Here is a 19,558-nt window from a genome sequence, read left to right as displayed (position 1 = left end):
AACATCGTCGCTGGATCGCTACCCGGCGCTGGACGGGCCTCCCGGTGGCATCCTGAGCGTGTGGCAGACGCCGAATGGACCTTCACGACGACGATCCGGGGCTCGTTCTTCAGAGCCGTCAACCCTGCCTTCCGCGAGCTCGCCCTCGCCGGATCACGTTCAGCCGGCCGCTACTCGCCGGCACACGAGCCCACGCTTTACTTGAGTTCGTCGATCGCCGGGGTCAACGCTGCGATGATCGCGCACCGAGGGGCGCGAGCAGAGCGGCTCGACGTCGTCCAGGTGGAGGTCGAGGCGCAGGGGGTCATCGATCTGCGCGACACCGAGGTACTGCGAGCGATCGGCATCGACCTGGCTGACGCGGTCGCTCCGTGGCAGGGCGACGTCGCTGCCGGTCGGTCTCCGCGTTCGTGGGCCGTGCGGGACCGCGCTCTCGAGGTCGGCGCCGCGGGTCTCATCGATCCGTCTCGCCGGGCCCCGGGCCAGTGGCATCTCGTGCTGTTCCGGTAGAACGACAGTGACGCGCCGACAGTGCGGCTGTCTAAAACCGACGCGGTCAGATCTCGGTGATGCCGCGAAAGCTGCGCGCGCACCCACCAGATCCGAGAGTTCGGGGAGCGATGCAGCGCGGCCCGGCGCCGGTAACTGTCGCCTGATCGACGCGCTGCCGCTCCAGCACCTGGACACGCAGCCGCAACCACTCAGCGAATAGTCCGCTCGGGAACTCGGCATCTCGGGGACTGAGGGCAAGGGAGCTCGTCGACTGGGGGACCGGGGCGCTCGGGCAATCGGGCAACCTGGGAAGCGGACGAACGGGTAACCGGGGACTTGGGCTGCCGTGCGTTGGGGTAGTCAGGCAATCGGCGCTCAGGGCGCCGGGCTCAGGGCTCTCGCACACGGGAAACCGGACCGGGCAGACGTCCACGCGGAAACGCGGCCATGCGGGAAGGTGGGAACGGGGGAACGCGGGGTCGCGGAAACGTGGAAACGCGGCCACGGGCCACGGGGCCACGCGGGAAGGCAAGTACGCGGGCAGGCGGGCAGGCGGGTACGCGGACACGCGGGCAGGCGGGTACGCGGGCACGCGGAAACGCGGAAACGCGGAAACGTGGAAACGCGGCCACAGGGCCACGCGGGAACGAGGGCACCCGGGTACGCGGGATCCCGGGCACGCGGGATCGCGTGGCCCTTCAGCGAGCACGGCGCTGTGGGGCGCTGTTGATCGATCCCGCGAGCCCCTGAGCATTCGGTCACTCTGCCGTCGGACCACGAGCCCATGAGCCCACGAGCGCCCAAGTACCCGGCCGCACCAGCGCACCAGTGCAGGATCACCGGCTCCCGTCGTGAACCGTCACCGCCACTTGCGCGCCGCTGCATCATCACCGGACAGCCGGTAGCCGATAGGCAAGATCACACGAACGGTCTCCCTCAGGACGGCACCGCGGGAGGCGGCGGGTCCCTTGTGGTTTCACGTGGAACATCGTCAAGCAGACCCGGCAACCCGTAGAAACCCAGAGACGGTCGAGCCACGGAGGACCCCGACGATGCGAGCTTCCTGGCTCGGTCCGCCGCGACAGACCCTCCCCTCAGCGAATCGATGGCGTCACCACCAACCCTGTCCTCCCAAGGCCTGGCAAGCACTGACCCAGCCCAGTGGAAGACAGTTCTCTCCCCACGGTGAGCGCGGCACCCGACGGCGAGGCGACGGCTACCTCCCGCGATCGAGTCGTTGTTCCACGTGGAACATCGCTAATTGTCCGTCTGAGCACCTCTGCTCCGGGAAGCGACTCAGCGACACTGACGGCGACAGAGCGGCAAGGAGGCGAACCGGCCCACCGGTTGCATCCCGCCGAACGCCGAAGGCTTACGAGCATGGCGATTCGGACGCCCGACTGCCGAGACAGCGCCGGGCGCTCAGTCCTCGGACCGGAGGCGAGCCAATGGACCCCGCCTAGACGGCCGAGAGGGACCCAGGAAGCGCTTCTGATGCCCCCAGAGGCCCCCGGGACCGACAGGGTGGCGTCAGTACCCACCTGCGCGATCTCGAGCGCTCAGACGGGCGCACAGCGCTCGCGCCGAACAAGTCTCAGCCAGCGACGTCCTGGATGCCGAGTTCCCCGAGGATCCGGGACAGATCGTCGGGGTTGGCGAAGTCGATGGTGACCGAACCCTTGCGGGCACCGACCGCGATCTTCACCCGGGTGTTCAACCGATCCCCAAGGCGTTCGGCCATGTCGTTGAAGTGGACCTGGCGCTTCGACGGAGCCGCCGGAGTCTTGGCGGGCGTCTTCGTGGAGAGCTGTTGCGCGATCGCTTCGGCAGCGCGAACGGAGAGGTCTTCGTTGACGATCTTCTCCGCCAGGTACTCCATCGCCTCGGCGTCCGGGGCCGCGAGGATCGCGCGAGCATGCCCTGCAGAGAGGACACCCGCGGCGACGCGACGCTGAACGGGGGAGGGCAGCCGAAGCAGCCGGATGGTGTTCGTGATCTGCGGACGCGACCGACCGATCCGCTGCCCGAGCTGCTCCTGCGTGATGCCGAAGTCGGCGAGGAGCTGCTGGTACGCCGACGCCTCTTCCAGCGGGTTCAGCTGGGCGCGGTGCAGGTTCTCCAGAAGCGCGTCCCGGAGCATCGCGTCGTCCGGCGTCTCCTTGACGATCGCCGGGATCGTCGCAAGCCCGAGTTCCTTCGTGGCGCGGAGTCGTCGCTCACCCATGATGAGCTCGTACTGCGGCGCAGTCCCGGCAGCACCAGCGATCGGTCGCACCACGATCGGCTGCAGCAGACCGATCTCACGGATGGAGTGCACGAGCTCCTGCAGCTCTTCCTCGCGGAACTCCTTGCGCGGCTGCTGGGCGTTCGGCACGATGTCGAGCGGGTTGAGGTTCGCCAGCCGTGCACCCGGCACGGCCAGCAGCTCTTCTGCCGTGCCGCCGCCGGTCGCCTCCTGCGCCGAGGTCCCGCCCGACGGGAAGAAGACGTCGACGGGCCGTTCCTGCTGCTCGTTCGTGGTGGGGATCAGCGCGCCGATGCCGCGCCCGAGTCCGGTCCGCTTGGGTGCCATCAGGCCTTTGCTCCTCGTTCTGCGATCTCGGCCGCGGCCTCCAGGTAGGAGAGCGAGCCGGTGGAGTTGACGTCGTACGACACCACACTCTGCCCGTAGCTGGGCGCTTCACTGACCCGGACCGACCTCGGGATCATCGCCTGCAGCACCTGGTCGCCGAAGTGGGTCCGGACCTCGTTGGCGACCTGGTTCGCCAGGTTCGTCCGCCCGTCGTACATGGTCAGCAGGATCGTCGACACGGCCAGGTGCGGATTGAGGTGCCGCTCGATGAGCTCGATGTTCCGCAGCAGCTGGCTGAGACCCTCGAGCGCGTAGTACTCGCACTGGATCGGGATGAGGACTTCCTTGGCCGCGACGAAGGCGTTGATCGTCAGCAGGCCCAGGGACGGCGGGCAGTCGATGAAGACGTAGTGGAACGGTTCCTCGACCGAAGCGAGGTACTCGTCCAATGCGGTGCGGAGACGCTGCTCGCGGGCCACGAGCGAGACCAGCTCGATCTCGGCGCCTGCCAGATGGATGGTCGCCGGCACGCACCAAAGCGTCTCGGATTCGGGGGAGCGCTGCACGGTGTCCGCCATCGGGGCCTCGTCGACGATGACGTCGTAGATGCTGGCAACCTCCGCCTGGTGGTCGATGCCGAGCGCGGTGGACGCATTGCCCTGCGGATCGAGGTCGATCACCAGGACGCGCGCCCCACCGTGCGCCAGGGCAGCGGCGAGGTTCACCGTGGTGGTGGTCTTGCCGACGCCACCCTTCTGGTTCGACACCGTGAAGACACGGGTCTTCTCCGGTAACGGGAACTGCTGCGTCGCGATCGCGCGCCGGCGTCGATTGAGGTCGGCGATCTCGCGCGCGAGGGGTGTCGACGCATCGTAGTCAGTGGACGAACTCAACGAGTGCCTCTTCCCCGGTCTGTGTTTCACGTGGAACATCGGGCGGTCGGCACGGCCGTCGCCCCTCGACGCGCTCCGCTGTGCAGCCGTGGGAACACGCTACGACGGAACCCGATCAGACCGGATCGGTGGCGTCAGTCAACTGTAGCCCGGAAGACGCGCGTGGTCTCCTCGACCACTCCGACTCCGAGCTCGAGGACCTCGACGTCTTCCAGACGGTTGCGGAGGATCACCTTGCGGGCCGCGGTGACCTCGTCGTCGACACGCGCACCCTTCATGAGGATGAGCTGTCCACCGGAGCGCACGAGCGGCACCGTCAGCGGGATGAGCTTCGAGAGCGCACTCACCGCACGTGCCGTCACCTGGTCCAGCACGAGAGCGTCCGCCGCGTCCTCCGCACGGGCCCGCACGACGGTGACGTTCTCGAGCTCGAGGCGGTCAGCCTCGGCACGGAGCCAGTCGGTCCGACGCTCCATCGGCTCGATCAGCGTCATGGAGACGTCCGGTCGCGCGATCGCCAAGACCAGGCCCGGCAGGCCAGCTCCGGACCCGACGTCACCGACAGAAGCTCCGGCGTGGAGCAGCGGTGCCACGAGCGCAGAGTTGAGGATGTGTCGGGTCCACAACCGCGGGAGCTCGAGTGGGCCGATCAGCCCGAGCTCCTCCCCGCGGCGGGCGAGCTCGTCGGCGAACGACCGGGCACCGTCGATCTGGTCACCGAAGAGCGACGCGGCGACGGCCGGCTCGGCCTCCAGGACAGGAGGCTCCGAACCGGCCGTGACGTGGGCGTCCGTCATCGCGTGATGACGGTGTGACGGTCACGACCCTCACCCTCGGACTCCGAGTGGAAGCCCTTCTCGGCGACCAGGTCGTGCACGAGCTTGCGCTCGTAGGACGACATCGGGGGCAGTGCTGCCGTCGTCGAACCGGCTTCGATGCGTTCGACGGCGGTGTCGACCAACCGCTGCAGTTCCGTCGCACGGGCGTCGCGGGATCCACCGATGTCCAGGATGAGTCGACTGAACTCTCCGGTCTCGGCCTGCACCGCGATGCGAGTCAGCTCCTGGAGGGCCGTGACCGTGTCCGGCTTCGCGAGCACGCGCAGGGCGGCTCCGTCGTCCGTGACGGTCAGGTACACACGTCCGGCGCGCTCCTCGATCTCGATGTCTCCGTCGAGGTCGCAGATGTCGAGCAGCTCTTCGATGTAGTCGGCAGCGATGTCCGCTTCGTCGCGGCTCTCGTCGTCACCGTCCACGTCATCGCCGTCGACCGTCGCGTCGGTGGGGGCGAGGTGCTGCTCGTCGTCCGTCGTGTCGACGACCGCAGCGGTCTCCTGCTCGCTCACTTGGTCTTCCCGTTCTTCTTGGCGCGCGACTTGCCGACCGGCTGCTGGCGCTGGTTGTTCACACGTGCTTCGACCTCGGCCATGGAGGCACCGGTCCCGGCCTCGGTGAGGACACCGGTCGTCGCGGGGGTTCCGCGGCGCTGGGCCTTCTTGGCGAGACGGACCTCACGGGCGAGGGCTGCCTCGGAGCCCGGCGTCGGCATGCTGCGGATGACGAAGTACTGCTGCGCCATCGTCCAGAGGTTGGAGGCCAGCCAGTAGAACATGACGCCGAGGGGGAACGACAGACCCGAGATCACGAAGACCAGGGGAAGCACGTACAGCATCATCTTCTGCTGGCGGTACATCGGAGACTCCTTGGTCTCCGGCGACATGTTCTTGGCGACGAGCTGCAGCTGGGTGATGAACTGCGAGGCGGTCATCACGACGATCATGATGCCCGCGATGATGCGGACTTCCCAGCCGGACGCGTTCGTGAACGTCTCGTGCAGGGGGGCTCCGAAGAGCGATGCGTTGCCGAACGACTTGGCGAGGTCGCCGGTGAGCAGGCCGATGCCCGTCTTGTTGATCTGCGCCTCGTGCAGCACCGAGTACAGCGAGAAGAAGATCGGCATCTGGATGAGCAGCGGCAGGCAGGAGCTCAGCGGGTTCGTCCCGGTCTCCTTGTACAGCGCCATGGTCTCGCGGGACATGGCCTCGCGCGAGAACTGGTCCTTCTTGCCCTTGTACTTGTCCTGGATCTTCTTCAGCTGGGGCGCGACCTCGAGCATCCGTCGCTGCGACTTGATCTGTCGCACGAAGATGGGGATCAGCGCGGCCCGGACCACGAAGGTCAGGAAGATGATCGACAGCACCCACGTGATGCCCGCAGAGGGGTCCATCCCGAGGTTCTCGAAGACCCAGTGGAAGCCGACCAGGATCGCGGACACCACCCATTTGAGTGGCCAGAGGATCGTACCGATGAGGTCCATGGGGACGGTCACGCCTTTCGAGTGCGCTGGGGGAGCAGCACCGGACGGACCGTGCCGGCCGAGGTCTGCTGTTGCTGCGGGATCGGCGCGAGGACGAACCCGAACCGACTGACGGTGAAGGGGCGGCGACGTTCCCTGACGTCGTCGATCCCGCCGGCTGCCCACGGGTTGCACCGAGCGATGCGCCAAGCGCCCATCGCCGATCCGCGGACCACGCCGTACTGCTGGATCGCCTCGAGCGCGTAGCGCGAGCACGAGGGGTGGTACCGACAGACGTTGCCGTAGAGCGGTGAGATCACCGCACGGTAGGCCCGGAGCACCACGACGCACGCGTTGCGTGGGAGCAACGCGACGACCCAGAGGAACCGGTTCATGCTGCCTTCTCCACACCGCGCGCGAAGGAGCGCGTGATGTCTTCGAGCAGGGTAGGCCATGCGGCCTGCGCGGCGGCTGGCAGTGCACGCACCACCACGTCGTACCCGAGCGGCGCGCTCGGGAGGACCCCGTGCGCGATCGCCTTCAGACGGCGACGCACGAGGTTGCGCGTCACCGCGTTCCCGACGGTCTTCGCCACGATGAACCCGAACCTGGTGGGACCAGGATCGTCATCGAGGCGACGGACCACCGACACGACGGCGTGTGCCGTGGCGCTTCTGCGACCACGACGCACGACCATCCGGTAGTCGTCGCCTCGGACGATGCGGTTGGCTCGGGCCAACACGACGAGGACCCCCGCGGATCAGGCGGAGAGCTCGGTGCGCCCCTTGCCGCGGCGTGCGGCGAGGATGGCGCGGCCGGCGCGGGTGCGCATGCGGGCACGGAAGCCGTGCTTCTTGGCGCGGCGGCGGTTGTTCGGCTGGAAGGTGCGCTTGCTCATGATGATCTCCACACGGCTGCTCGCGGCGAGCCGTCACGTATGCGTTGGTTGACACGGAAGGCGCGACCGAACGGCCGCAGTCAACTGGACAACGGTACGTGACGAGGGCTGCCAGGTCAAACACCCCTGGACCCGCGCGGCCGCGGTGACCACGGCCTCCCGATTCTCCACACTGGGGAGAACTTCCGTTGGGTACCACGCGCTCCGGTCCTTTACAGTTGTGTCACCGCACCGCCGGAAGCCCGGTAGTACGGGGGAGTACCCCCTCGACCACCGTCCGCGCGGCCGTGGAGCAGACTGTGGACAACCCTGTGGGAAGCTCGACGGGGAACGGCGCCCAGAACACCGTGCCGATCGCCTCCGGCCATCCAGGAGGCGCGGGTCGGCCCCGGCGTGGCTCGTACCGAACCCGGACCTTCTGCGCCCGCAGAGTGACGCACCCGAGCAGTGAGACCAGGAGACGAGCACGCCATGACGATGCCGGCCGACCCCGTCCAGGACCTCTGGTCGTCAGTGCTCGGGATCCTCGCCGACGACGACCGGATCACGCCGCAGCTGCACGGGTTCCTGAACCTCGTCGAGCCGAAGGGCGTCCTCGCCGGGACGCTCTACCTCGAGGTCCCGAACGACCTGACCCGCGGCATGCTCGAGCAGCGCATCCGGGTGCCCATCACCGAGGCCGTCGCGCGCATCGGGGACGACTCGGTGGCCAACTTCGCGATCACCGTGAACCCCGACATGGCCTCCGAGCCGCGGGTCGACGCCGTCGCCGTGCCCTCCTACGCCGAGCCGGTGCAGGAGCACGTGCCGCAGACCGCCGCACCGCGCCAGTACATCGAGGCGCCGTTCGTCCCGAGCCCGGTGGACTCGCCCGGCACCGGTGGCCGTCCGGAATCCCGGCTCAACCCGAAGTACAACTTCGACAACTTCGTCATCGGTGCCTCCAACCGCTTCGCGCACGCGGCGGCGGTCGCGGTGGCCGAGGCGCCGGCGAAGGCCTACAACCCGCTCTTCATCTACGGCGACTCGGGCCTCGGCAAGACGCACCTGCTGCACGCCATCGGGCACTACGCCGAGAGCCTCTACCCGGGGATCCGCGTCCGCTACGTGTCGAGTGAGGAGTTCACGAACGACTTCATCAACTCGATCGCGAACAACCGGTCGAACCAGTTCCAGCAGCGGTACCGCGACATCGACATCCTGCTGATCGACGACATCCAGTTCCTGCAGGGCAAGGACTCCACGCAAGAGGCGTTCTTCCACACGTTCAACACGCTGCACGACCACAACAAGCAGGTCGTCATCACCTCGGACGTCGCGCCGAAGCACCTCACCGGGTTCGAGGACCGGATGCGCAGCCGCTTCGAGTGGGGTCTCATCACGGACGTCCAGGCGCCCGACCTCGAGACGCGCATCGCGATCCTCCGCAAGAAGGCGCAGTCCGACCACCTGCAGGTGCCGGACGACATCATGGAGTTCATCGCGTCCAAGGTGTCGAGCAACATCCGCGAGCTCGAGGGCACCCTGATCCGGGTGACCGCGTTCGCGAGCCTCAACCGGACGGCCGTCGACATGGCGCTGGTGCAGACGGTCCTCAAGGACCTGATCACGCTGGATGAGGACAACGTCATCGCGCCGACGGACATCATCAACCACACCGCGGAGTACTTCAAGCTCTCGGTCGACGACCTCTACGGCTCGTCCCGGTCGCAGGCGATCGCCACGGCTCGCCAGATCGCGATGTACCTGTGCCGGGAGCTCACGAGCCTGTCGCTGCCGAAGATCGGTCAGCTGTTCGGCAACCGCGACCACACGACCGTGATGTACGCCAACAAGAAGATCGCGGAGCTCATGAAGGAGCGTCGCTCGATCTACAACCAGGTCACCGAACTGACGAGCCGGATCAAGCAGGACCGTCGGTACCGGTAGCGCGCACCAGCCCGCCACCCCCCGTCCAGGAGGCCCGTCCCACACCCGGGATCGGCGTCCTTCTGCGCGCGTCCACCATCTGAGACGGTTCCATGCGGCGGATTCCCCACAGTGTGGAAAGCCTGTGGATAACTGTGGAGGACACGCCGCCCGCTTGTACACAGCTGGAGAGGTGCCTGTGGAAACTGGGGAGAGAAGTGGATAGATGAACTTTGCTCATCCAGAGGTCGCTCACACGCCACCAACAAGTCACACGGTTGTAGTTCCCAGTCGGGGAGCGGCATCCCCAGAGTTGTCCACAGTGTGCACAGGCGTTAAGACCATTACTCCTCTCTTCTCTCTCCTTCTCCCTGGGCCAACCTCTGGGGACGGCGAATGACACGGATCGGTGGTCTGCCGCCGCTGTGCCACAATGGGGGCCGCCGGGCAGTCAACCGATCGACAGGGGTCCACGCCGTGAAGTTCGAGGTCAACCGGGACGTCTTCTCCGAAGCCGTCTCCTTCGCGGTGAAGCTCCTCCCTCAGCGAACGACCCTGCCGATCCTGTCCGGTGTGTTGATCCACGCCGACGGCGATCGTCTGACGCTGTCGTCGTTCGACTACGAGGTCTCGGCACAGACCTCGATCGCCGCGCAGATCGACGACCCGGGCACGGTGCTCGTCTCCGGCCGGCTCCTCAACGACATCGCGAGCCGACTGCCGAACGCCCCGGTGAGCTTCTCGACCGAAGACTCCCGCATCACGGTCACCTGCGGCTCGGCGCACTTCACGCTGCTGTCGATGCCCGTCGAGGAGTACCCGACCCTCCCCGAGATCGGTCCGCAGACCGGCGTCATCCCGGGCGACTCGTTCTCCGAAGCCGTCTCGCAGGTGGCCGTCGCCGCCAGCCGTGACGACGTCACCCCGGTCATCACCGGCGTCCAGCTCGAGGTCGGCGAGCACGACGTCTCGCTCATCGCCACGGACCGCTACCGCGTCGCCGTTCGCACGATCCAGTGGGACTCGGGCCGCGCCGGCGACGACGGCGACGCAGCCACGACCCTCCACGCCCTCGTCCCGGCCCGCACCCTGCAGGAAGTCGGCCGCACCTTCGGGTCGGCCACGACCGTCTCGGTCTCGATCAGCGGCGGCTCGGACCGCGAGCTCATCGCGTTCCACGCCGACGACAAGACCGTGACGTCGCTGCTCATCAAGGGCAACTACCCGCCGGTTCGCCGGCTCTTCCCCGAGGCGGTCCAGGACCACGCGGTGATCAACACCGCGGAACTGGTCGAAGCCGTCCGACGGGTCTCCCTCGTCCTGGAGCGCGAAGCCGCACTCCGGTTCTCCTTCACGGTCGACGGGCTCACGCTCGAGGCGATCGGTTCCGAACAAGCGCAGGCGTCAGAGTCGATCGATGCGTTGCTGACCGGTGAGGAAACGGTTGTCTCCCTGAAACCGGCCTTCCTCCTGGACGGGTTGAATGCAGTGCACTCCGAGTTCGTCCGGATCTCCTTCACCAAGACGGAGAACCCGAACAAGCCGGGCCCGGTGTTGATCACCGGACAGTCCTCGCGAGAGGAACCGGCCACGGACGGATACCGGTACCTGCTGCAGCCCAACCTGCTGCTGCGCTGAGCGCAACAGACATCCAGCGCTGGCGGGTGGAAACCAGCACCAGCGCGACATCGACGAAGAAGAGGAAATCATGCAGATCGGTCTTGTCGGCCTCGGGAAGATGGGCAACAACATGCGTGCGCGTCTGCGCAACGCAGGGATCGACGTCGTCGGGTACGACGCCAACCCCGCCGTCTCGGACGTCCCCGACCTCGGCGCACTCGCCAAGGCCCTCTCCGGCCCGCGTCTGGTCTGGGTCATGGTCCCGCACGGGAAGATCACCGACGACGTCATCACCGACCTCGCCGAGGTCCTCGAGCCGGGCGACCTCGTCATCGACGGCGGCAACTCGAAGTGGCTCGACGACGAGATCCACGCCAAGCAGCTGGACGCCAAGGGCATCCGCTACATGGACGTCGGCGTCTCGGGCGGTGTCTGGGGCAAGGACAACGGCTACGGCATGATGGCCGGCGGCGACGCGGCCGACGTCGAGCGCGCCATGCCCGTCTTCGACGCACTCCGTCCCGAGGGCCCGCGCGAAGAGGGCTTCTCGCACGCCGGCGGCATCGGCGCGGGCCACTACGCGAAGATGGTCCACAACGGCATCGAGTACGCGATCATGCAGGCGTACGGCGAGGGCTACGAGCTCCTCGAGGCGAAGGACATCATCACGGACGTCCCCGCCGTCTTCGCCGGATGGCAGCGCGGCACCGTCGTGCGCTCCTGGCTGCTCGACCTCCTCGTCCTCGCGATCAACGAGGACCCGAAGCTCGACGCGCTCGAGGGCTACGTCGACGACTCCGGCGAGGGTCGGTGGACCCTCGAAGAGGGCATCGAGCTCGCGGTGCCGATGCCGGCGCTCTCCGCGGCCATGTTCGCGCGCTTCGTCTCGCGTCAGGGCAGCGCGTCCCCGACGATGAAGGCCGTCGCCGCACTCCGCAACCAGTTCGGCGGCCACGCCGTCAAGAAGGCGTAGTCGGTCGAGGTAACCCCCTCGACCCGTCTCGGCCCGCGTGCACGTCGACCATCTCCAGCTCTCCGACTTCCGGAACTACCGGGAGGCGGACGTCGACTTCGCACGCGGGCCGAACCTGTTCGTCGGCCGCAACGGCCAGGGCAAGACCAACCTCGTCGAGTCCATCGCGTACCTCTCGACCCTCGGGTCGCACCGGGTGCCGACCGACGCCGCCCTCGTCCGGCAGGGTTGCGACTCCGCGATCGTCCGCGCCCGACTGGCGCATGAAGACCGGAGCATCCTCGCCGAGGTGCAGATCAACCGGACCGGCTCGAACCGCGCGCAGGTGAACCGCTCGGCGATCAAGCCCCGCGAGCTCCCGCGCTACTGCACGAGCGTGCTCTTCGCACCGGAGGACCTCGCCCTCGTCCGGGGCGAACCGTCCGGCCGCCGTCGGATGATCGACGAGCTCCTGGTCCAGATCGCGCCGCGGATGCAGGGCGTGCTGGCCGACTACGACCGGACGCTCCGGCAGCGGAACACCCTGCTGAAATCGGCGCGGGCGACCGGTGCGAAAGCCGGGGCCCTCTCGACGCTCGACGTCTGGGACGACCGGCTCGTCGAGTTCGGTGCCGAGATCATCGCGGCCCGCGACCACCTCACCCGGCGCCTCGCCCCGTTCGTGACCGAGTCGTACGCGACCGTCGCGGGCGAGCGGCACCAGGCGTCGATCGCCGGCGTGCTGAGTGTCCGGGGTGCCGACCCCGAGGACGCGGCCGCGACCGACCCGGTGCTCGGTACCCCGGAGGAGCCGGTCTCGATCGCGTCCGCGGCCGAGGCGTTCCGCGGTGCCCTCGAGCGTCGTCGACGCGACGAACTCGACCGCGGCCTGACCCTGACCGGCCCGCACCGCGACGACGTCCTCTTCGAGCTGAACGGGTTACCGGCCCGGGGATACGCCAGTCACGGCGAGTCCTGGTCCTTCGCGCTGGCGGTGCAGCTGGCTTCGGCGACGATCCTCCGCGCAGAGTCCGCGCTCGGCGACCCGATCATCATCCTCGACGACGTGTTCGCCGAACTCGACGAGTCGCGCCGGGAACGCCTGGCCGGAGCGGTCGCGGACTACGAGCAGGTCCTCATCACCGCGGCGGTGCACGGCGACGTCCCGGGCCAGCTCGCCGCCCACACCGTGCGGATCGAAGCCGGCACGATCGTGACCGACGAGACGGACGCTGACCGGGCCTCCCGTCCGGATCCGACCCCGGCGGCGTCCTGATGCCCGCGCCCCGGAAGCCCGCCGAACCGTCCCGCGTCTACCAGCACTTCAAGGCGGTCTTCGGCGACCCGTCGAAGCGCGGGCTCGACGCGCGCCGACGCCGAGCCGCCGGGCAGGACCCGGACTCGGTGCCCTACGGCAAGGGACGCGAGCCCACCGGACTCGGCGACGTGATGGGCGCGCTCACCGCCGAACTCGGCTGGACCGAGCCGCTGGCACGCTCGGAACTGTTCGTGGACTGGCCGAGCGTGGTCGGCGACGAGCTCGCGAAGCACTCCACCCCGGTGACGATCGAGGACGGCGCCCTCGTCATCCGGTGTGACTCGACGGCCTGGGCGACGCAGCTCCGGCTCATGCGCGGGACGGTCACGACGACCATCGCCCAGCGGTACCCGGCGGCGGGCGTCGAGTCGATCCGGGTTTCCGGGCCCGACGCCCCCACATGGAAACGCGGCCTCAGGTCGGTCCAGGGGCGCGGCCCTCGCGATACCTACGGTTGACCAGACGAAATCATCCATCCGTCTGAGATTCGTCGCTCTGTGGGGCGTACGGCCCCCGGACCCGGGCCTCGCTGCGGTAGACTGGGGAGTGCAGTGTGCGGGCGTTCCGCGCGCAGGCAGGAGCACTCCCGACATGACATCTGAATCTGACGACGACCAGCGAGACCCGCAGAGTGACGAGGCCCAGCCGCAGGAGCAGGCCCCGCAGAGCGAACCATCGTACGGCGCAGACCAGATCCAGGTGCTCGAGGGCCTCGAAGCCGTCCGCAAGCGCCCGGGCATGTACATCGGGTCAACGGGCCCACGTGGTCTCCACCACCTGGTGCAGGAGATCGTCGACAACTCCGTCGACGAAGCCCTCGCCGGCTACTGCGACACGATCAACGTCACCATCCGTGAAGACGGCGGCGTCCGCGTCGTCGACAACGGCCGTGGCATCCCCGTCGACATCCACCCCAACGAGGGCATCTCGACGGTCGAGCTCGTCCTGACCGTGCTGCACGCCGGCGGCAAGTTCGGCGGTGGCGGGTACGCGGTCTCCGGTGGTCTGCACGGTGTCGGTTCCTCCGTCGTGAACGCGCTCTCGAGCGAACTCGACGTCGAGGTCCGTCGTCAGGGACACGTCTGGCGCCAGAGCTACACCGACGGTGTCCCGGTGTCGCCGCTGTCCCAGGACGAAGCGTCCGACGAGACCGGCACCACGATCACCTTCTGGCCGAACGCCGAGATCTTCGAGTCGGTCGAGTTCGACTACGAGACCCTGCGCACCCGCTTCCAGCAGATGGCCTTCCTCAACAAGGGCCTGCGCATCACGCTCGTCGACGAGCGCACCCCGGCCGAGGGTGAAGAGGCCCGCAAGGACTCCTTCCGCTACGAGCGCGGTCTCGCCGACTACGTCGAGTACCTCAACGCCCAGAAGAAGGCCGACCTGGTCCACCCGGACGTCATCGGCTTCGAGTCCGAGGACCCGGAGCGCAAGATCGCGCTCGAGGTCGCGATGCAGTGGAACACCTCCTACCAGGAGAGCGTCCACACCTTCGCGAACACGATCAACACGCACGAGGGCGGCACCCACGAAGAGGGCTTCCGCTCCGCACTGACGTACCTGGTGAACAAGTACGCCCGCGAAGCGAAGATCATCAAGGAGAAGGACGACAACCTCACGGGTGACGACATCCGCGAAGGGCTCACCGCCGTCATCTCCATCAAGCTCGGCGAACCGCAGTTCGAGGGCCAGACGAAGACCAAGCTCGGCAACACCGAGGCCAAGGGCTTCGTGCAGCGCGTCGTCGGTGCCGAGCTCACGCACTGGTTCGAGAGCAACCCGACGCAGGCGCGCGACGTCGTGCGCAAGGCGATCCAGGCCTCCCAGGCGCGCCTCGCCGCCCGCAAGGCGCGCGAGACCACGCGGCGCAAGGGCCTGCTCGAGTCGGGCGGCATGCCCGGCAAGCTCAAGGACTGCCAGTCGAAGGACCCGACCCTGTCGGAGATCTTCATGGTGGAGGGCGACTCCGCCGGTGGTTCCGCCGTGCAGGGCCGCAACCCGATGACGCAGGCGATCCTGCCGTTGCGCGGCAAGATCCTGAACGTCGAGAAGGCCCGGCTCGACCGCGCCCTCGCCAACCAGGAGATCCAGTCGATGATCACGGCGTTCGGCGCCGGCATCGGCGAGGACTTCGACCCGGACAAGGCCCGGTACCACAAGATCGTGCTGATGGCCGATGCCGACGTCGACGGCCAGCACATCACCACGCTGCTGCTCACGCTGCTGTTCCGCTACATGCGCCCGCTGATCGAGCGCGGCTACGTGTACCTCGCGCAGCCGCCGCTGTACCGCCTGAAGTGGACGAACGCGGCCGACCAGTACGTGTTCAGTGACCGGGAGCGCGACGCCATGCTGCAGGCCGGCATCGCCGCGGGCAAGCGCATCCCCAAGGACAACGGGATCCAGCGCTACAAGGGCCTCGGCGAGATGGACTACAAGGAGCTGTGGGACACCACGATGAACCCGGACACCCGGACGCTCCTGCAGGTCACGCTCGAGGACGCCGCCGCGGTGGACAGCGTGTTCGCCACGCTCATGGGTGAGGACGTCGACGCCCGTCGCCAGTTCATCCAGCAGAACGCGAAGGACGTCCGCTTCTTGGACATCTAGGCCGGGAGGCGCGGCGTGAGCCGCGTCGACCCGACCCGACCCCTCGTGGTCGCGCCCGGCGCGACCAACGGACGACGAGCCTCCAGGCTGTCAAGGAAGGCAACGCAAGCACATGGCTGACGACAACGAGAACGGCGCCGACGAGCCCGAGATCGTGCACGGCGACAGCGGGGACATCGTCGTCTCCGGTGACCGCATCTCGCAGGTCGACCTGCAGCTCGAGATGCAGCGCTCGTACCTCGACTACGCGATGTCCGTCATCGTCGGTCGTGCTCTGCCGGAGGTCCGCGACGGCCTCAAGCCGGTGCACCGCCGCGTGATCTACGCGATGTACGACGGTGGCTACCGTCCGGACCGGGCCTTCTCGAAGTGCTCGCGTGTGGTCGGCGACGTGATGGGGCAGTTCCACCCGCACGGTGACAGCGCGATCTACGACGCCCTGGTGCGCCTCGTGCAGCCGTGGTCGCTGCGGTACCCGCTCGCGCTCGGCCAGGGCAACTTCGGTTCGCCCGGCAACGACGGCGCCGCGGCCCCGCGGTACACCGAGACCAAGATGGCCCCGCTCGCCCTCGAGATGGTGCGGGACATCGAGGAAGAGACCGTCGACTTCCAGGACAACTACGACGGTCGCACCCAGGAGCCGTCGATCCTGCCGGCCCGGTTCCCGAACCTGCTCGTCAACGGCTCCGTCGGCATCGCGGTCGGCATGGCCACGAACATCCCGCCGCACAACCTCCGCGAGGTCGCTTCCGGTGCGGTCTGGGCGCTCGAGCACCCCGACGCCACGCGTGAAGAGCTGCTCGAAGCGCTGATGCAGCGCATCAAGGGCCCGGACTTCCCGACCGGCGCGCAGATCCTCGGCACCCGCGGGATCGTCGACGCCTACCGGACCGGTCGCGGGTCGATCACGATGCGCGCCGTCGTCAGCGTCGAGGAGATCCAGGGCCGCACCTGCCTGGTCGTCACCGAACTGCCGTACCAGGTCAACCCGGACAACCTGGCGATCAAGATCGCCGAGCTCGTCAAGGACGGCCGTCTCGCCGGCGTCGCCGACATCCGCGACGAGACCTCGGGTCGTACCGGGCAGCGCCTGGTCATCGTGCTGAAGCGTGACGCGGTCGCCAAGGTCGTGCTCAACAACCTGTACAAGCACACCCAGCTGCAGGAGAACTTCGGCGCGAACATGCTCGCGATCGTCGACGGGGTGCCTCGGACCCTGGCGCTCGACGGGTTCATCAGCGCGTGGGTCGACCACCAGGTCGAGGTCATCGTCCGCCGCACCCAGTTCCGTCTGCGCGAAGCCGAGAAGCGTGCGCACATCCTGCGCGGCTACCTGGCCGCGCTCGACGCCCTCGACGAGGTCATCGCGCTCATCCGCCGGTCGCCCGACGTCGAGGAGGCCCGCAACGGCCTGATGGAGCTGCTCTCCGTCGACGAGATCCAGGCACGCGCGATCCTCGAACTCCAGCTGCGTCGTCTGGCCGCCCTCGAGCGCCAGAAGATCCACGAGGAGGCCGAGGCCCTCGAGCTGAAGATCGCCGACTTCGAGGACATCCTCGCCCGACCGGAGCGCCAGCGCACGATCATCATCGATGAGCTCACCGAGATCGTCGACCGCTTCGGGGACGACCGTCGCACCGAGATCATGCTCGGCTTCGACGGCGACATGAGCATGGAAGACCTCATCCCCGAGGAAGAGGTCGTCGTCACCATCACGCGCGGTGGGTACGTCAAGCGCACCCGCAGCGACCAGTACCGCTCGCAGCACCGCGGCGGCCGTGGTGTCCGTGGCGCCCAGCTCCGTGCGGACGACGTCGTCGACCACTTCTTCGTCACCACGACGCACCACTGGCTGCTGTTCCTCACCGACCAGGGCCGCGTCTACCGGGCGAAGGCGTACGAGCTGCAGGAAGCCGGGCGTGACGCCAAGGGCCAGCACTCGGCGAACCTCCTGGCCATGCAGCCGGACGAGAAGATCCAGCAGGTCCTCGACATCCGCGACTACGAGGCGGCGCAGTACCTGGTGCTCGCCACCGAGCAGGGTCTCGTGAAGAAGACGGCGCTCACCGAGTACGACACCAACCGCACCGGCGGCATCATCGCGATCAACCTCCGCGAGGGCGACAAGCTCCGGTCCGCACTGCTCGTCGACGAGCACGACGACCTGCTCCTGGTGTCGCGCCACGGCATGTCGCTGCGCTTCACCGCGACGAACGACACGCTCCGCCCGATGGGTCGCTCGACCTCCGGCGTGAAGGGCATGTCCTTCCGCGGGGACGACTCGCTGCTGTCGGCATCGGTCGTCTCGGACGACGGCTTCGTCTGGGTGATGACCGAGGGCGGCTACGCCAAGCGCACCTCGGTCGACCAGTACCGCATCCAGGGTCGTGGTGGTCTCGGCATCAAGGTGGCCCGTCTGGCCGCCGATCGAGGCGACCTGGTCGGTGCCCTGATCGTCGGTGAGGACGACGAGGTGCTCGTCGTGCTGCAATCGGGCAAGGTGGTAAGGTCTGCCGTGGCCGAGGTCCCAGCCAAGGGCCGGGACACGATGGGGGTCGTCTTCGCGAGGTTCGCGGAGAACGACCGGATCATCGCTGTGGCCCGAAACAGTGAGCGGAACCTGGACGACCAGGAGGACGCCGAGATCGAGCCTGCAGGCCCGGTCGAGACCGTCAGCCCGGACGACGCGGTCGCCGACGCCGCCGACGCAGAGCTCGTGGAGGAAGTCTCCACCGACGCACTGCCCACCGACGCCGCGCCTGTCGAGGCCGGAGAGGACGAGTCAAGCAATGAGTAGTGTCGCCGAGAAGCTCCAGCGGAAGGCGAAGCGGCCCGTCGGGACTCGTCAGGTCCGTCTGCGCCTGGTCTACGTCGACTTCTGGTCGATGGTGAAGCTGTCCTTCCTCATCGCCCTGGCCGGCTCGATCGTGATCGTCGTCGCCACGGCGCTGGTGTGGGTCATCCTCAACCAGACCGGTGTGTTCGACCAGATCGACAGCCTGTTGAAGGACGTCACCGGTCAGAACAGTTACTCGATCATGGACCAGTTCTCGCTGGGCCAGGTCCTCGGGTTCTCGATCGTCGTCGGCATCCTCAACGTGGTCGTCGGGACCGTGCTCGGCGCGATCGTCAGCGTCCTGTACAACCTCAGCGTGCGGATCACGGGCGGCGTGCTCGTGGGCTTCACCAACAACTGACCCGGTCCGGGTGGGCCGACTCGCTCGATTTCGCTCCGGCGCGATCGTGGGGTAGGCTTTCATCCGGTCTGAGGGGCTATAGCTCAGGCGGTTAGAGCGCTTCGCTGATAACGAAGAGGTCCAAGGTTCAAGTCCTTGTAGCCCCACCACAATTCAACTCCCGCGTCGGAAGTCTCGGCGTTGCGGCCCGTTCGGTCGCTTCGGGGCCTTAGCTCAGTTGGTAGAGCGCTGCCTTTGCAAGGCAGATGTCAGGAGTTCGAATCTCCTAGGCTCCACTCGAGAAGCCCCTGGTTGCGACTGTGTCGCTGCCCAGGGGCTTCGTTCTTTGCCCATACGCGCCGCCGCCCCTGCGGCGCGTATGGGTCGCCGGCGTGGCCGTTGAGCGCTGCCCGGGTTCGGCGTGCTCGCCGTCGATCGGCCGACTTGCCGTGGGTCTCGCGTCGAGAGGTCACGAGTCGTCGGTTGGCGGGCCTCCAAGCGACGGTTCGTGACCGGTCGGCGGATCTCCTGCGGGGTGTCGTGGCCGGTCGAGCGGCGGCTGGTGGCCGAGGTCGCAGGACGTGCCGTGTGGTGGTCGCCGAGGTCGCCCGAACTGCCGGGGCCGGCGACCTGCGGCGGCAGGTTGTACGACGTCGGCGGGTGGGTGGCGGCGTGTTGTGCGACCTCGACGCCGGGAGGTGGCGCGTTGCCGAGGTCGCAGGACCTGCCGTGTGACGGTCGTCGAGGTCGCGCGATCTGCCGGGGCCGGCGACGTGCGGCGGCACGTTGTGCGACGTCGGCGGGTGGGAAGCGGCGTGTTG

General features: G+C 67.9%; 17 protein-coding genes and 2 tRNA genes. 11 read left to right on the top strand and 8 right to left on the bottom strand.

The genetic code is table 11. The annotated features are described in order from the left end of the window. Positions 1-60 precede the first annotated feature (60 nt). Positions 61-510 (top strand): RES family NAD+ phosphorylase, encoded by a 450-nt coding sequence (locus tag QL987_RS07955; protein WP_290157094.1) that lies wholly within the window; start codon positions 61-63, stop codon positions 508-510. Positions 511-2,086: 1,576 nt separating this feature from the next. On the opposite strand, the gene QL987_RS07950 is transcribed toward QL987_RS07955, so the two are convergent. The 8 genes from QL987_RS07950 to rpmH form a co-directional block, all read right to left on the bottom strand. Further along, positions 2,087-3,064, bottom strand: a complete 978-nt coding sequence (locus tag QL987_RS07950) for a ParB/RepB/Spo0J family partition protein (protein WP_253465843.1) — start codon at positions 3,062-3,064, stop codon at positions 2,087-2,089. Further along, complete coding sequence (locus QL987_RS07945) at positions 3,064-3,996, bottom strand: ParA family protein (protein WP_166780580.1); 933 nt, start codon at positions 3,994-3,996, stop codon at positions 3,064-3,066. The genes QL987_RS07950 and QL987_RS07945 overlap by 1 nt, the downstream gene beginning before the upstream one ends. Positions 3,997-4,091: 95 nt before the next feature. Further along, complete coding sequence (gene rsmG, locus QL987_RS07940; protein ID WP_290157093.1) at positions 4,092-4,754, bottom strand: 16S rRNA (guanine(527)-N(7))-methyltransferase RsmG; 663 nt, start codon at positions 4,752-4,754, stop codon at positions 4,092-4,094. Then, positions 4,751-5,302 (bottom strand): R3H domain-containing nucleic acid-binding protein, encoded by a 552-nt coding sequence (locus QL987_RS07935; RefSeq protein ID WP_290157091.1) that lies wholly within the window; start codon positions 5,300-5,302, stop codon positions 4,751-4,753. The genes rsmG and QL987_RS07935 overlap by 4 nt, the downstream gene beginning before the upstream one ends. Continuing rightward, on the bottom strand, positions 5,299-6,273 hold the full coding sequence (yidC, locus tag QL987_RS07930; RefSeq protein WP_111075403.1) for a membrane protein insertase YidC: 975 nt from the start codon (positions 6,271-6,273) through the stop codon (positions 5,299-5,301). The genes QL987_RS07935 and yidC overlap by 4 nt, the downstream gene beginning before the upstream one ends. 8 nt (positions 6,274-6,281) lie before the next feature. Next, entirely contained in the window at positions 6,282-6,647 is a 366-nt protein-coding gene (gene yidD / locus QL987_RS07925) for a membrane protein insertion efficiency factor YidD (RefSeq protein ID WP_253465848.1), read from the bottom strand. After that, complete coding sequence (gene rnpA / locus QL987_RS07920) at positions 6,644-6,994, bottom strand: ribonuclease P protein component (protein ID WP_111075313.1); 351 nt, start codon at positions 6,992-6,994, stop codon at positions 6,644-6,646. The genes yidD and rnpA overlap by 4 nt, the downstream gene beginning before the upstream one ends. An 18-nt stretch (positions 6,995-7,012) precedes the next feature. Beyond that, a complete protein-coding gene (rpmH, locus tag QL987_RS07915) occupies positions 7,013-7,150 on the bottom strand; it encodes a 50S ribosomal protein L34 (RefSeq protein WP_043595303.1) in 138 nt (45 codons plus the stop codon). Between the two features lie 477 nt (positions 7,151-7,627). Here rpmH and dnaA point away from each other — a divergent pair, with 477 nt between their 5' ends. The 10 genes from dnaA to QL987_RS07865 all read left to right on the top strand — a co-directional run bounded on the left by dnaA (position 7,628) and on the right by QL987_RS07865 (position 19,033). Continuing rightward, a complete protein-coding gene (dnaA, locus tag QL987_RS07910) occupies positions 7,628-9,079 on the top strand; it encodes a chromosomal replication initiator protein DnaA (protein WP_253468018.1) in 1,452 nt (483 codons plus the stop codon). Between the two features lie 456 nt (positions 9,080-9,535). Next, complete coding sequence (dnaN, locus tag QL987_RS07905) at positions 9,536-10,696, top strand: DNA polymerase III subunit beta (protein WP_111075315.1); 1,161 nt, start codon at positions 9,536-9,538, stop codon at positions 10,694-10,696. A gap of 70 nt (positions 10,697-10,766) precedes the next feature. Beyond that, a complete protein-coding gene (gene gnd, locus QL987_RS07900; RefSeq protein WP_111075316.1) occupies positions 10,767-11,651 on the top strand; it encodes a phosphogluconate dehydrogenase (NAD(+)-dependent, decarboxylating) in 885 nt (294 codons plus the stop codon). 37 nt (positions 11,652-11,688) lie between these two features. Next, positions 11,689-12,906: a DNA replication/repair protein RecF gene (gene recF, locus QL987_RS07895; RefSeq protein WP_290157083.1), complete on the top strand. Its 1,218-nt coding sequence runs from the start codon at positions 11,689-11,691 to the stop codon at positions 12,904-12,906. After that, positions 12,906-13,406 carry a DciA family protein gene (locus QL987_RS07890; RefSeq protein WP_204610591.1) on the top strand — a complete coding sequence of 167 codons (501 nt, stop codon included), beginning with the start codon at positions 12,906-12,908 and terminating at the stop codon, positions 13,404-13,406. Before recF ends, QL987_RS07890 begins: the two co-directional genes overlap by 1 nt. Before the next feature lie 133 nt (positions 13,407-13,539). Further along, on the top strand, positions 13,540-15,561 hold the full coding sequence (gyrB, locus tag QL987_RS07885; RefSeq protein WP_221849359.1) for a DNA topoisomerase (ATP-hydrolyzing) subunit B: 2,022 nt from the start codon (positions 13,540-13,542) through the stop codon (positions 15,559-15,561). A gap of 112 nt (positions 15,562-15,673) precedes the next feature. Next, a complete protein-coding gene (gene gyrA / locus QL987_RS07880) occupies positions 15,674-18,358 on the top strand; it encodes a DNA gyrase subunit A (protein ID WP_290157078.1) in 2,685 nt (894 codons plus the stop codon). Next, entirely contained in the window at positions 18,351-18,758 is a 408-nt protein-coding gene (locus QL987_RS07875; protein WP_110902908.1) for a DUF3566 domain-containing protein, read from the top strand. The genes gyrA and QL987_RS07875 overlap by 8 nt, the downstream gene beginning before the upstream one ends. 72 nt (positions 18,759-18,830) lie before the next feature. Further along, positions 18,831-18,907 (top strand) — tRNA-Ile (locus tag QL987_RS07870). A 53-nt stretch (positions 18,908-18,960) separates the two neighbouring features. Further along, a tRNA-Ala gene (locus QL987_RS07865) sits at positions 18,961-19,033 on the top strand. Positions 19,034-19,558 lie beyond the last annotated feature (525 nt).

Source organism: Curtobacterium sp. APC 4022, from assembly GCF_030407555.1.
Taxonomy (GTDB): Bacteria; Actinomycetota; Actinomycetes; order Actinomycetales; family Microbacteriaceae; genus Curtobacterium.
This window is presented reverse-complemented; position numbering and strand designations above follow the sequence as displayed.

Bases quoted from the DNA above. Each gene is read 5' to 3' on its own strand.
- gnd (WP_111075316.1), top strand. From the start codon at position 10,767: ATGCAGATCGGTCTTGTCGGCCTCGGGAAGATGGGCAACAACATGCGT.
- gyrA (WP_290157078.1), top strand. From the start codon at position 15,674: ATGGCTGACGACAACGAGAACGGCGCCGACGAGCCCGAGATCGTGCAC.
- rsmG (WP_290157093.1), bottom strand. From the start codon at position 4,754: ATGACGGACGCCCACGTCACGGCCGGTTCGGAGCCTCCTGTCCTGGAG.
- gyrB (WP_221849359.1), top strand. From the start codon at position 13,540: ATGACATCTGAATCTGACGACGACCAGCGAGACCCGCAGAGTGACGAG.
- QL987_RS07950 (WP_253465843.1), bottom strand. From the start codon at position 3,064: ATGGCACCCAAGCGGACCGGACTCGGGCGCGGCATCGGCGCGCTGATC.
- yidC (WP_111075403.1), bottom strand. From the start codon at position 6,273: ATGGACCTCATCGGTACGATCCTCTGGCCACTCAAATGGGTGGTGTCC.
- dnaA (WP_253468018.1), top strand. From the start codon at position 7,628: ATGCCGGCCGACCCCGTCCAGGACCTCTGGTCGTCAGTGCTCGGGATC.
- QL987_RS07945 (WP_166780580.1), bottom strand. From the start codon at position 3,996: ATGTTCCACGTGAAACACAGACCGGGGAAGAGGCACTCGTTGAGTTCG.
- rpmH (WP_043595303.1), bottom strand. From the start codon at position 7,150: ATGAGCAAGCGCACCTTCCAGCCGAACAACCGCCGCCGCGCCAAGAAG.
- yidD (WP_253465848.1), bottom strand. From the start codon at position 6,647: ATGAACCGGTTCCTCTGGGTCGTCGCGTTGCTCCCACGCAACGCGTGC.
- QL987_RS07890 (WP_204610591.1), top strand. From the start codon at position 12,906: ATGCCCGCGCCCCGGAAGCCCGCCGAACCGTCCCGCGTCTACCAGCAC.
- QL987_RS07875 (WP_110902908.1), top strand. From the start codon at position 18,351: ATGAGTAGTGTCGCCGAGAAGCTCCAGCGGAAGGCGAAGCGGCCCGTC.